General features: G+C 55.5%; 12 protein-coding genes. 10 read left to right on the plus strand and 2 right to left on the minus strand.

The genetic code is table 11. The features are described from left to right. Nucleotides 1-136 precede the first annotated feature (136 nt). From JUE67_RS04555 to JUE67_RS04595, 9 genes are all read left to right on the plus strand, one after another. On the plus strand, nucleotides 137-820 hold the full coding sequence (locus JUE67_RS04555; protein WP_203626737.1) for a response regulator transcription factor: 684 nt from the start codon (nucleotides 137-139) through the stop codon (nucleotides 818-820). Then, nucleotides 817-2,280: a sensor histidine kinase gene (locus JUE67_RS04560; protein WP_203626736.1), complete on the plus strand. Its 1,464-nt coding sequence runs from the start codon at nucleotides 817-819 to the stop codon at nucleotides 2,278-2,280. The genes JUE67_RS04555 and JUE67_RS04560 overlap by 4 nt, the downstream gene beginning before the upstream one ends. 104 nt (nucleotides 2,281-2,384) lie before the next feature. After that, nucleotides 2,385-3,149, plus strand: a complete 765-nt coding sequence (locus JUE67_RS04565; RefSeq protein ID WP_203626735.1) for a glycosyltransferase — start codon at nucleotides 2,385-2,387, stop codon at nucleotides 3,147-3,149. Nucleotides 3,150-3,205: 56 nt separating this feature from the next. Beyond that, entirely contained in the window at nucleotides 3,206-3,355 is a 150-nt protein-coding gene (locus JUE67_RS04570; RefSeq protein ID WP_203626734.1) for a teichoic acid D-Ala incorporation-associated protein DltX, read from the plus strand. A gap of 10 nt (nucleotides 3,356-3,365) precedes the next feature. Next, nucleotides 3,366-4,877 (plus strand): D-alanine--poly(phosphoribitol) ligase subunit DltA, encoded by a 1,512-nt coding sequence (gene dltA, locus JUE67_RS04575; protein WP_203626733.1) that lies wholly within the window; start codon nucleotides 3,366-3,368, stop codon nucleotides 4,875-4,877. Then, a complete protein-coding gene (gene dltB, locus JUE67_RS04580) occupies nucleotides 4,874-6,106 on the plus strand; it encodes a D-alanyl-lipoteichoic acid biosynthesis protein DltB (protein ID WP_203626732.1) in 1,233 nt (410 codons plus the stop codon). The genes dltA and dltB overlap by 4 nt, the downstream gene beginning before the upstream one ends. A 203-nt stretch (nucleotides 6,107-6,309) precedes the next feature. After that, nucleotides 6,310-6,549, plus strand: coding sequence for a D-alanine--poly(phosphoribitol) ligase subunit DltC (gene dltC, locus JUE67_RS04585; RefSeq protein ID WP_125696323.1), 240 nt, complete (start codon nucleotides 6,310-6,312; stop codon nucleotides 6,547-6,549). Then, nucleotides 6,546-7,802, plus strand: a complete 1,257-nt coding sequence (gene dltD, locus JUE67_RS04590) for a D-alanyl-lipoteichoic acid biosynthesis protein DltD (RefSeq protein WP_203636988.1) — start codon at nucleotides 6,546-6,548, stop codon at nucleotides 7,800-7,802. Before dltC ends, dltD begins: the two co-directional genes overlap by 4 nt. 4 nt (nucleotides 7,803-7,806) lie before the next feature. Then, nucleotides 7,807-9,036, plus strand: coding sequence for a serine hydrolase domain-containing protein (locus tag JUE67_RS04595; protein ID WP_203626730.1), 1,230 nt, complete (start codon nucleotides 7,807-7,809; stop codon nucleotides 9,034-9,036). Between the two features lie 632 nt (nucleotides 9,037-9,668). Here JUE67_RS04595 and JUE67_RS04600 read toward each other — a convergent pair. Beyond that, a complete protein-coding gene (locus JUE67_RS04600; protein WP_203628400.1) occupies nucleotides 9,669-10,340 on the minus strand; it encodes an alpha/beta fold hydrolase in 672 nt (223 codons plus the stop codon). Between the two features lie 655 nt (nucleotides 10,341-10,995). Next, the gene (locus JUE67_RS04605) at nucleotides 10,996-11,310 is read right to left on the minus strand and encodes a hypothetical protein (RefSeq protein WP_203636989.1); all 315 of its coding nucleotides are present in this window, start codon (nucleotides 11,308-11,310) and stop codon (nucleotides 10,996-10,998) included. Nucleotides 11,311-11,400: 90 nt separating this feature from the next. Here JUE67_RS04605 and yycF point away from each other — a divergent pair, with 90 nt between their 5' ends. After that, the gene (yycF, locus tag JUE67_RS04610; protein ID WP_125696318.1) at nucleotides 11,401-12,111 is read left to right on the plus strand and encodes a response regulator YycF; all 711 of its coding nucleotides are present in this window, start codon (nucleotides 11,401-11,403) and stop codon (nucleotides 12,109-12,111) included. Nucleotides 12,112-12,124 lie beyond the last annotated feature (13 nt).

Raw genomic sequence — 12,124 nt, forward strand, 5'->3', positions numbered from 1 at the left:
CCCAAAATTTTTCCTTCTATTATAGTTTGCAACCGGTTTCGCCCGCTAAGATGACAAAAATGTTACCGCAAGGATGCCAGCTGGCGTGGTACGCTGTGCACATAACATGGCGGATGGTCCAGAAAGGCGGCAGCTGATGAACGAAACGATACTTTTGGTCGAGGATGAGGATGGCTTGGTGACTTATTTGCGCTCGGAGCTTGGCTTTGAGGGGTATCAGGTGGTGGTGGCGCAAGATGGCCAGACCGCTTGGGAGACCTATCAGGCGCAGGCAGAGCAGATCGATCTCATTTTGCTGGACTGGATGCTGCCCCGGCTGGACGGCCTTGAAGTCATGCGCCGCATTCGCAAATTGTCCCAGGTACCGATCATCATGATGACCGCCCGCGATTACGTGGGGGACAAGGTGGCGGGGCTGGATAACGGGGCTGACGATTACATTACCAAGCCCTTTGAGATCGAGGAGCTGCTCGCCCGCATTCGGGTCAATCTGCGGCATCACGATGCGCCGGCGAAAAAACAGCTCAGTTGCGGCGACACACTTTTGGACACCAAGGCGCATCAGGTGACCCGCAATGGCGAGACCACCCAGCTGACGCAGCGCGAATTCGACCTGCTTCAGACGCTGATGCAACACGCCGGCCAGCCCATGACCCGCGACGAACTGCTAGATCAGGTCTGGGGCCCGGAATTTGACGGTCAGGTCAATATTGTGGATGTGTACATTCGCTACCTGCGCAATAAGATCGAGCACCCAAGCCTCCCGCCGCTCATTCAAACGGTGCGCGGGGTGGGCTATGAGATCGGAGGCAAGGCATGAGTCAGGCGCCAGAGACACAAGCGGCTGAGACGACTGCGCAGGCTCGCAAGCCGCGCCGCAAGCGCAACCGCCAACGCACCAGCGCCAGTCGCATGACCTGGACGTATATTTGGTTATTAGCCGTGATCATGGTGGTCACCAGCTTTGCGACGATCGGCCTCGTTGGCTATCACCTGATTCGCAGCAAGCGCGATGACAGTATTTTGATGATGAGCACGCTGAAAAGCGCGACTTCGACCAACGAACCGGATTGGCAGAAGTGGCATAACAGCACGCCGGCCAATACCCGCCGCGCCTTTGTCAAAGTCACGATGACGGACGATGCCGGCGAGGAGACCTATTTTTCCCGCGGCACTCAGCATTTTTTGAAAAATGATCTGGATGAGTGGCCACTGTCGTCGCATGTCCAATATGAACCGGACCAGGGGCTGTACTATCACAGCGAAGCCACTGAGCGGCGCGGCACCGTCACTATCCACTATCAGATCTGGCAGTCGCTTAATCCGATGGTCAATCTGCTGCGCCTGCTGGTCACCACGATCTTGGGTATCACATTGATCGGGTTGGTGCTGGGTATCTGGCTGATCGGGCTGCTCGCGCGGCGTCTCAACCAGCCGCTGGTTCAGCTCACCGAGGCGGCCAACAGCATTGTTTCCGCCAAGGATGTCACGTACCACGAGACGTTGCCAGTGCCGGACAACCCGGTGGAAGTGCACGCGCTGAGCATCGAGTTCAACCGCCTGCTGAATTCGCTCAATCGCCAGGTGATCCGCGACCATCAATTCGTGTCGGATGCCAGCCATGAATTGCGCACGCCGCTCACGGCGATCAGGGGCCATTTGTCTTTGATTAGGCGCCACGGCGAGGCCCATCCGGAGCTGGTGCCACAGTCCCTTGAAGTGATCGACACTGAGTCGCTGCGCATGCAGCACCTGATCGAGAGCTTGCTTCAGCTGTCGCGCATGGATCACGCCACACTGGCCCTCGCCTTATTTGATGTCACCCGCTTGATGCAGGGGCTGGTCGCCGCTCAGCCGCCTGCTGGCCAGCGCGTGACCTTCCAGGGAGCTCTAGGCGTGATCGCGTATGCCAATGCGGACACGGTCGAGCAGATCGTGTCAGCGCTGATCTCGAATGCCCGCAAGTATTCACCGGAAGACAGCACGATCGAGGTGTTATTGCAGGAATCCGGCCAGCACGTGTTCATCACCGTGACGGATACCGGCGAAGGCGTTCCTGAAGCGGAGAAAAAACGGATCTTTGACCGCTTTTACCGCGTGGACGCGGCCCGCTCGAAGGAAGTGGCTGGCACCGGGCTTGGCCTGGCAATCGCCAACCGGATGACCGCCCTTAATCACGGTCAGTTGACGGTCTCGGATAATCAACCCCGCGGCAGCCGGTTCACTCTGACGTTGCCGGCAGGGAAGCCGCTTTCTGAGAAAAAATCAGATAATATATAGAAAATATAAGGGGAAGCCTCCGTTATATTTTCCTACACTAGACACCGTTGAGTCAGAATGAAAAATTCTGACGACGGTGTTTTTTTGTGCGAGGGGGAATCGATATGCCGACAGCGGCGTTGATCATGCCAAGCTGGCAACAGACAGCCATCACGGAAACAGTGACCCGCTTTCGGGCGGCGCTAGATGAAAGCGCACGGCTTTGGCCGGGGCTTGTCGTCGATTATTGGTTGATCGACGATGGCGCCAATAACGAGGTCTTGGCGAGCATTGAGACGCTTCGCGCAAAAGACCCAGTACACATCCATTACATCAGTTTATCCCGCCACTTTGGCTTTGACGCCGCGGTGCAGGCGGGGCTGGCCAACATCACGGCGGATCTTTACTTGATCGCCGATCTGGATCAGCCGCATGAAGATCTACTGCCGCAACTTTTGTCCAACCATTTCGATGCGGGGGCGGAAGTGGTTGGCGTGACGATGCCGGGGCAGAACCACGCCCTGCGTCTGAGTCCGCCGGTGCATTGGTACCATTACGCCTTGCTGACGGCGGCCGCCCGAAGCGCCTTGCTGAAAGTGGCCACCAAAGAGGGCTTTTCCCTTGAGCTGATCGACTGGATCGGGTTTCGCCAGCGGTATCTCGTCTGGCCGGCCACGCCGACTGCAGGGATGCCCGTCCCATGGCGGCATTGGTTGCGCATCGGCGCGTTGACCCTTGCTGTTTTCGGCATCGTCGCGCTGGTGATGGGCCAGCTGGTGCTTGGCCTGCTGCTATTGAACCTCGCGCAACTGCTCGTATGGTTGAGCGGCGTCCACAGAAGAGGCCGCCCGCGCCCAGTCATGTACGTCGTGAGGGGAATATTTAGATAGGAAGGATGCGCAGCCGTGCGGGATCGCCCGCATGGCAACTCAAGGAGGTAAACGCAATGACAGCGCGTTTTTTGACCTGGTGGCATAAGCCGGTCGTTCAATTCATCGGCCGCACGCTGCTTTACGCGATCATCATTATGATCTTGGTTTATTTATACAGTTATCGCGGCGTGACGAATAGCCATTTCATCTACAACGAATTCTAGGAGGTCCATTATGATCAAAAACATCATTGACACCATTGACTCGATCGCCCAGGCCGATCCGGACCGACCTGCTTATAACGTGCTCGGCGAGATCAACACGTATGGGGAATTAAAACAGGCATCCGACGGTGTGGCGGCCACGTTGGCTGAGAAAAATATTCCGGCTGGTCCGATCATGATCTACTGTGATCAGAGTTTTGCGACGATTGCCGCCATGCTGGGCGCCGTCAAAAGTGGCCATGCTTACATTCCCGTTGACACCCATTCGCCTAACGATCGGCTCGCGATGATCGAAGAGATCGCCCAGCCGGTTTACGTGCTGGCGCTTGCGGACCTGCCGATCGCGATGCACACGCCGGTCATGACGCCGGCTGAAGTGACGGCGGCGATCGCCAGTGGCAAGCAAGCGGCCAATCTGCAGCCTGTGCAAGGGGATGAGAACTTCTACATTCTTTTCACCTCGGGCACGACCGGTCAGCCAAAAGGGGTTCAGATCTCCCATCGCAACTTGGTCAGCTTCGTCAACTGGATGCACACCTTCGACTTGCCGATGCATCCGAAAATGCTGAGCCAGGCGCCGTATTCCTTTGATCTGTCCGTGATGGATCTTTATGTCGGTTTGGCGGCTGGTGGGTGCATCGAGGTGATGCCAAAATCCGTCACCGACAATCTGATGCAACTGTTTGCGACCCTGCCTCGGCTGGACCTCCAGGTGTGGGTCTCCACCCCATCATTTTTGGACATCGCCTTGCTGGAGCCGACGTTTGACGCGGCGCATTATCCGGACCTTGAGATGATCCTGTTGTGCGGTGAGGAATTGACCCACGCCACGGCGGCCAAGGTGCTCGAGCGTTTTCCAGAGATTCGGCTGTACAACACGTATGGGCCGACCGAAACGACCGTCGCTGTTTCCGCCGTTCAGATCACGCAGCAGGTCCTGGCCGATCATGCCCGCCTGCCGATCGGGATCATGCAGCCAGAAGACGCGGTCAGCTTGAAGGACGCGCGCGAACAAGACGGCCATCAAGTCGGCGAGCTTGTGATCAGCGGCGAAAGTGTCTCGAAGGGGTACATCAATCGACCGGAAAAAACGGCAGCGGTTTTCAGCACTGCCGTCGATGGGACGCAAAGCTATGCGACCGGCGACCTTGGGTATATCGATGATGACGGCATGATCTTCTATCTCGGCCGCACCGATTTTCAGATCAAACTCAATGGGTTCCGCATCGAGCTGGAAGAGGTCAACCATTTTCTCAGTGATGCGCCGATGATCCGGCAAGGGGTCGCGGTGCCAAAATATAACGCGGATCATAAAGTCGCCCAGCTCCTCGCCTTTGTGGTGCCGGAAGCCAATGACTATGAGAGCAACCTGGCGCTGACTAAGGCCATCAAGAGCTACCTGGGCGGCGTGATGATGCCGTACATGATTCCGCAGCGCTTCATTTATCGCGACAGTCTGCCGCAGACGCAAAATAACAAGGTCGCGATCAAGGCCTTGATCGCGGAGGTCAACGATCAATGATCAATTTGCAGCCATACGCCAACCCGATGTATTTTGTCTATCTGCTCATCGCCTTGGTCCCGCTCATGATCGGTCTCGCATTTGGCCGGCGGTTCAAGATCTATGAAACGATCGTCTCGTTTCTGCTCTTGTTTCTGATCTTTGATGCCGACAAGTGGCAACAAGGCGTTGCGTTGATCGGTTATGTGGTGTTTGAAGCCGCGCTGGTGTGGGGGTATCACCGCTATCGCAGCCGGCAAAATCAGACCTGGGTGTTTGTGCTCGCCGTGATCGCCAGCATTATGCCGCTGGTGGTTGTGAAAATGACACCGGTCTTCTCACCGCATCCGTCGCTGATCGGGTTCTTGGGTATTTCCTACCTGACATTTAAATCCGTCCAGATGATCATGGAGATGCGCGACGGCACGATAAAGAGCTTCTCGCTGTGGGCGTTCATTCGCTTCCTGCTTTTCTTCCCGACGATCTCCAGCGGCCCGATCGACCGTTTTCGCCGGTTCGAGCAGGATTATGAAAAAATTCCTGACCGGGATGCTTATATCGACATGGTCGGCAAAGGCGTCCATTACATCTTCATCGGCTTTCTATATAAATATATTCTCGGCTATCTGTTTGGCACCGTTGCACTGCCCCAGGTGGCGCGCGGGGCGATGGGGATGCGCGATGCATTCTTCGGCACCGGCCTGTCGCTGGAGCTGGTCAAGTACATGTACACGTACTCGATGTATCTGTTCTTCGACTTCGCGGGGTATTCGCTATTTGCCGTTGGGGTGTCCTATCTGATGGGCATCGCCACCCCGATGAACTTCAACAAGCCGTTTATCGCTGGTAACATCAAGGACTTTTGGCAGCGTTGGCACATGACCCTGTCGTTTTGGTTCCGCGATTTCATCTTCATGCGCGTCACGTTTTTCATCATGAAGCACAAGCTGGTGAAAAATCGGATCCGTGTGTCCCAGGTGGCGTACTTGATCAACTTCCTGGTGATGGGCTTCTGGCACGGCGTCACGTGGTACTACATCATCTACGGGCTGTTCCATGCCGCGGCGATTATCATCAACGACATCTGGCTGCGCTTTAAGAAAAAGCATCGCAAGTCACTGCCGCACAACAAGTGGACCCAAGCCTTGGCGATCTTCATCACCTTCAACGTGGTCTGCTTCTCATTCCTGATCTTCTCAGGCTTCCTAAACCAACTCTGGTTTGCACCGATCCCACACGTATCAAGGTAGGGTGCGTAGCGGGGCGCCTAGGGGTGAGCAGCTAACTTGGGCCCGGCGCTTGGGGCGTCCTTAGCCCCGAGTGACGGAACCAGTTAGATGTCTCACCCCTGCCCCGCGAAGCCCAACTGAGGGTGCGTAGCCGAGCGTTTAAGTCTGAGCCGTTAGCTTCACCCACAATCAAATTCTATCAACAATCAAAAGGAGAAATTATCATGGCTGAAAACATCAAAGAAACGGTATTGAACATTTTGCAGGACCTGACCGGCGAAGACCTGGCCAACAATTTGGATGACAACCTGTTTGACAACGCCCTGCTGGATTCGATGGACACCGTTCAGTTGTTGCTTGAACTGCAGGACCAGCTTGGCGTGACCGTCCCTGTTTCCGAGTTTGACCGCAGCCAGTGGGATACGGCTGCGAAGATCATCAAAAAGGTGGCAGACGCCCAATGAAAAAGAAGCTCTGGCAGATCTTCGGACCGATCGCGGTCGCCTTTGCGCTAGTCGCGGTGATCTTGGTCGCGCCGCTTCCGCTGGGGAATCTGAACCGTGGCACGATCGAACGCGCCGCGGTCTCCTTGTCACCAGACGTGCTTGCGGGTCAGCGCATCAAGCATCAGGCGGTCCAAGACGGTTATGTGCCGTTTTTCGGCTCAAGTGAATTGTCCCGGATGGACGCGTTTCATCCCTCTGTTTTGGCGGCCAAATATGATCGCAATTACCGCCCGCTGCTCCTTGGCGCGCCGGGGACCCAGTCGCTGACGCATTTTATCGCCGATCAGACGATGATTCAGCAGTTGGCCGGGAAAAAGGCGGTCGTTATCTTATCCCTGCAGTGGTTCACCAAAATGGGCCAGATGCCGGACGCCTTCGCTTATTATTTTTCGCCGATGCAGACCATCGAATGGCTGCGCTCGGCGGAGCCAAAACGTGCGGCCGATGTCTATGCGGCGCATCGCTTGCTGAAAATGCCGGTGATTCGCGACAACGCGACGCTTTATGACGCCACAAAGGACATCGCCGCCGGGCAACCGATCTCCAGCGCCACCATGTCGCTGCTGGATCTGCGCGCGCGGCTCTTGAACAACGAGGACGCCCTGTTTTCCCGCTATGGGTTCAAGGCCAATAACTTGCCGAAGATCGAAAAGGCGGAAAAGCAGTTGCCAGCCGCCGCGACTTATCCGGAGTTGAACGCGCTGGCCGACAAGATCGCAGCCAAGGCGACGTCGAACAATGACTTGGGTATCGATAATCATTTCTATTCGACCCGACTCGCTGGCGGGAAGATCGATGGACTGAAAGATAGTCAGGTTCGCTTCGATTATCGCCGCTCGCCGGAATACGGCGATCTGGAGCTGCTATTGGAGCAATTTGCACGCTACCATGTCGACGTTCAGTTCGTCATTCCGCCGATCAACCAAAAGTGGGCCACCTACACTGGGCTGTCGCAGTCGATGATCAAAACGGCCGCCAACAAGGTGAAGCACCAGCTGACCAGCCAAGGCTTTGACCGCGTTCAGGACCTCACCCAGGATGGCAAGGAAAAGTACTTCATGCAAGACACCATTCATCTCGGCTGGCGCGGTTGGGTGAAAGTTGATGAGACCGTTGCGCCGTTCCTGGAAGATAAACAGGAAAAGCCAGTTTACCACATCAACCACCATTACTATTCCGCCGCGTGGGCCAACGCGACAAGCTGGAAGTGAGTCCATGCAAACACGCAAACAGCGGCGTGAGCAGTCCGCCCACGCCAAACGACCAGCGCATGTGATCGCGGCCATTCTCGCCTTGGCGATGGTGGCGCTGGCCGTGATGGGCGGTGTCTATGTGTGGCATCGCCACCAAGCCAACGCAACGGCTCAAAAGGCGAAGTCGAGTCTCGTCACGATGACGCGGACCGTCTCTGAACCCACCGTGGCCAGTTCTAGCAGCGATTCGGAGCCGCCCTCGACGGTGGACCCAACCATTCAAGCTGTTTTGCAGGGTCGCCTTGCTCCGCTTCACTTCAACGGAACGGCGATCATTGTGCGAGGCGGCAAACTGGTCGCCAGTTACGCAAGCGGCACCGCAAACGCCGGCACCGGCCAGAAAAATAGTTTGGGGACGCTGTACGAGATCAACTCGATTCAAAAAAGCCTGACCGCTGCTTTGATCATGAAGCAGATCTCGGCTGGTAAGCTCGCGATGAGCACCAAACTGAGCCAATTTTTCCCGCAGTTTCCGGCGGCCAGCCAGGTCACCGTTCAGGAATTGTTGACCATGACCTCGGGGTATCGCCCTGGCCAAGGGTATGGGCCGCGGCCGTACGTCAATGACCAGCAAGCCGTTGCGGCCATGGCGTCCACGGTGCAATTTGATCCGGCGCAGCACCGGCGCTTCTCCTACGCCGGGCTGAACTACAACATTCTCTGCGGCATCTTGGCGAAGGTCAGCGGCAAACAGTATCCGCAAAACTTGCATGAGGTGATCCTTGATCCACTCAAGTTGAACGCGGCGACATTTGCCTATGACCAGCTGCCACAAACGGCTGCCCTGGGATATCGTTGGCCGCCGAAAGCCGCGCTCGCGGATTTCAGTGCCGCCTACACCACGAGCGCAACGCAGGCCCATTTCGAGCTGGGCACCGGGCAGCTCTACATGAACTGCATGGAATTGTATCACGCGGAAAAGGCGTTGCAGGATGGCACGATCTTGACGCCGGCGGAGAAAAAGACGCTGTACACCCGGTTAGCTGGCACCAATAGCAGTTACGCCGGGGGCCTCTATCAGTCGGTGGCGACCCAGCGTCGCGCGCAAGGCTATGGCTACGGCTTCACCGGGTTCATGCGCATCAGTCGAGACGGCCAAAACGCCGTGATCTTCTTGACCAACACGACCAAGGCGCCGGACAAGTATCCCTTTCTAAAGATCGCCGACTCGTTAGCCAAAGAATATATTTGATCGATCAGTCGAGCCTTGCAAATGGGCTCGGCTTTTTGTCGTGTGCGGGAACTAAATATTAAGTTTTTCGTAAGCGTTCACAATGCCGATATAACAGTGATTCCACGCAAATCGAAACCGTTGACAAAAAGTAAGCATCTGACTATACTGATCTCGTTAACTCGATTGCAGGTGTGGGCCTTGCTAACCCACTGATTCCCTGTCCAATTCCTTCGGTGGTCCTGCCGGCCGAGTCCGGTTGCCGAACGATCGTAGCTTTCCCTTGAGTCTCATGGGGCCTGTCTCACCAGCGCGCCGGCACGTGTCTGGCGATTCGGGTATAAGCGTTAACAACGGATGCCATTTTCATCTGGTGTTCAAAATGGGTCGGATGGATCACCGTGTGTGCGTGCAGTGGAGTAACGAACACACGGTACATAGGGCGCGGCGCCCATCCCCGCGCAGACAGCGGCACGTTCGTAACTGAAAAATTTAAAATGGGGCCTCTCGAGGCCTCTTTAGTGTGTCTTGAGACGCCAACTGACGATTTTTGCCGGTTGGCGTTTTTTTGCGCGCAAAAAAAGCGCGCGACGTTTTGTCACAGCGCTTGATTGGACTTCATTTTCAATTGGCAATGTCAGGCAAGCGACGAATCACGCCTCTGGTGTCGGACTGACGAAGGCGCGAATCAGCGGGTAAAACCGGCTGGCGTCTTTGACATAATCGCTGTGCTCGGCATTTGGGACGATCTGCAAAATACTGCCCGGAATACCGCTAGCGATCGCGATACTCTCTTTGCGAGTGATGACATCCTTCGCCCCGGTCAACACAAGCGTCTGGGCCGTGATCGCCCGCAACTGTTTTTGACTGATGTGCGGGCCGTGCAGCATCAGGCCCAAGAGCGGATCGCGGTGCTTGAGATAGGCGAGTCGCACCCCGGCTCGTGCTGCCCACCGCACGCCGCGTGGAGTGAGATTACCCCCGGCCAGCACCAATTTATGAATCCGCCTTGGCGAGGCACTGGCGACCAGCATCGCGGTGATCGCGCCGTCTGAGAACCCGATCAGCGTCACCTTCATCAAATTTAGCTCACGCAAAAAGGCACGCACGTCCTCTGCCATCAGTTCATAAGTCAGCGCGACGCCGCGCTCGCTTTGGCCATGGTCTCGGCTGTCTAAGGCATAAACGGTGTGCGTCTTTGCCAAAAGTGGCGTCAGGTCGTCGAAAAGGTGCAAGTCTTCCCCGTTGCCGTGAAGCAGTAACAGGGGGGCGCCGCTTCCGTGCTTTTCATAGTTGATGCGAATGTGATTGACCGTGATCTCCATGTGATCACCTCCACGCTCAGTTTACCTGACCGAGGCGGGGAGGGAAAGCGCGGATGGCATGCAGGTCGAAGTTCAATGCCATTAGATGGGCGTATCGCAATTGATTAACTCTATTTGGACTGTTGACCTGGATTATTAGGACACGTGACGGCGGAGGGTATGCTACAAAGCATCGATTACTTACTAGTCGAAAAGGTGTAATAGAGTGTAGCGACTGCGTGGCCGCTTTTTTCTGGATAGATATTAAGTGTGACCCTGTTAGGCCTGGGCGCGCTAGGCGAGCAGTTGAGTCTGAAGGGTCGTCTGCAAGCGTGATCGTTGTGGTGTCGGGTCCAGCAATGCCAATGTCGACGCCATCTAAGAGAATCTGTCCAGTGTAGCTTTTTGGAAAATCGCTAATGATAATGCTCAGCTCTGATCCAGATTGTCGTGTCAATGTTGCCCCTGCCTGAACAATGTGTGCACCATATTTGATCTGTAAGGATGGCTCCTGATAGAGTTTGGCCGATTTTGGTACAGTCGTTTGATGCGCGGCCAAAGAGGAGGTACTGGAAGGAGAATGAGACGCTACTGAGCAGCCACCTAATAATGTGCATATGGCAATTGCTTCGAGAAGTATGGGCCGCATGTATAATCCTCTTTTCACTTTTGAACGTTATCCGCCGATAGAATGAACCAAATCAGCAGGGTTGGGCATATTACCAAAATCAACTGCTTGGACTTCGAATGATTCGGAAATTGTTGAGCTATCAACATGGCTTAGGTCAAATTGAGTGTTTGCTCCCACTACTGATAATGGGGCGTTAGAAGCCGCATAGAATTGAATCTGTTCAGTTGGTGCGGATAGACTATAGTTCGTGCCACTCTTTGGGTTTGTAACGGATTTTCCGTCTGTGTATTCCCCCGCGAACATCATACGTGAGCCGTCTTCATTATATCCGTTTCCATCTTGGCCTAAAAGCATATACATGGTGCCCAGGAATTCATCGCACCCTGAATTTTTGCCCCTGTTGTTACAAACCGTTATAATGGAGGCAGAACACACCAAGGAGGGCCGACTATGGCGAAGAAGATCTTGGTCGTTGATGACGAGAAACCGATCTCGGACATCGTGAAATTCAACCTGACAAAAGAAGGCTACGACGTTGTCACCGCATTTGATGGTGAAGAAGCGTTGGCCAAAGTGAACGAAGAAGATCCTGATCTGATCTTACTTGATCTAATGTTACCGAAGATCGATGGGCTCGAAGTGGCGCGCCAGGTGCGCAAAGACCACGACACCCCGATCATCATGCTGACGGCGAAGGACTCGGAGATCGATAAGGTCCTGGGGCTGGAACTCGGCGCGGATGATTATGTCACCAAACCATTTTCCAATCGGGAACTGGTGGCGCGGGTCAAGGCAAACCTGCGCCGCAGCGGGACGCAAAGCGCGCAGCCGGAAGCGGAAGATGAGAACAAGGAGCTGAGTATCGGCGACTTGACCATTCATCCGGATGCCTACACGGTGACGAAGCGCGGCGAGAAGATCGAGCTGACGCACCGTGAATTTGAGTTGCTGCATTATCTGGCGCGGCATATCGGCCAGGTGATGACGCGAGAGCATTTGCTTCAAACGGTCTGGGGCTACGACTACTTCGGGGATGTGCGCACCGTCGATGTGACGATGCGGCGCCTGCGCGAAAAAGTCGAGGATAATCCGTCGCATCCGGATTGGCTGATCACCCGTCGCGGCGTGGGTTATTACCTGCGCAACCCGGAAGCTGAGTAAGTCGGCTTCCTGA

The sequence above is a fragment of the Lacticaseibacillus mingshuiensis genome (genome assembly GCF_016861785.1).
In the GTDB taxonomy this organism is placed as follows: domain Bacteria; phylum Bacillota; class Bacilli; order Lactobacillales; family Lactobacillaceae; genus Lacticaseibacillus; species Lacticaseibacillus mingshuiensis.

Excerpts from the sequence above, each read along its gene's own strand:
- JUE67_RS04560 (WP_203626736.1), top strand. The coding sequence starts at position 817 with ATGAGTCAGGCGCCAGAGACACAAGCGGCTGAGACGACTGCGCAGGCT.
- JUE67_RS04595 (WP_203626730.1), top strand. The coding sequence starts at position 7,807 with ATGCAAACACGCAAACAGCGGCGTGAGCAGTCCGCCCACGCCAAACGA.
- JUE67_RS04605 (WP_203636989.1), bottom strand. The coding sequence starts at position 11,310 with ATGTATATGCTTTTAGGCCAAGATGGAAACGGATATAATGAAGACGGC.
- JUE67_RS04570 (WP_203626734.1), top strand. The coding sequence starts at position 3,206 with ATGACAGCGCGTTTTTTGACCTGGTGGCATAAGCCGGTCGTTCAATTC.
- JUE67_RS04565 (WP_203626735.1), top strand. The coding sequence starts at position 2,385 with ATGCCGACAGCGGCGTTGATCATGCCAAGCTGGCAACAGACAGCCATC.
- dltD (WP_203636988.1), top strand. The coding sequence starts at position 6,546 with ATGAAAAAGAAGCTCTGGCAGATCTTCGGACCGATCGCGGTCGCCTTT.
- JUE67_RS04600 (WP_203628400.1), bottom strand. The coding sequence starts at position 10,340 with ATGGAGATCACGGTCAATCACATTCGCATCAACTATGAAAAGCACGGA.
- yycF (WP_125696318.1), top strand. The coding sequence starts at position 11,401 with ATGGCGAAGAAGATCTTGGTCGTTGATGACGAGAAACCGATCTCGGAC.
- dltC (WP_125696323.1), top strand. The coding sequence starts at position 6,310 with ATGGCTGAAAACATCAAAGAAACGGTATTGAACATTTTGCAGGACCTG.
- dltB (WP_203626732.1), top strand. The coding sequence starts at position 4,874 with ATGATCAATTTGCAGCCATACGCCAACCCGATGTATTTTGTCTATCTG.
- dltA (WP_203626733.1), top strand. The coding sequence starts at position 3,366 with ATGATCAAAAACATCATTGACACCATTGACTCGATCGCCCAGGCCGAT.
- JUE67_RS04555 (WP_203626737.1), top strand. The coding sequence starts at position 137 with ATGAACGAAACGATACTTTTGGTCGAGGATGAGGATGGCTTGGTGACT.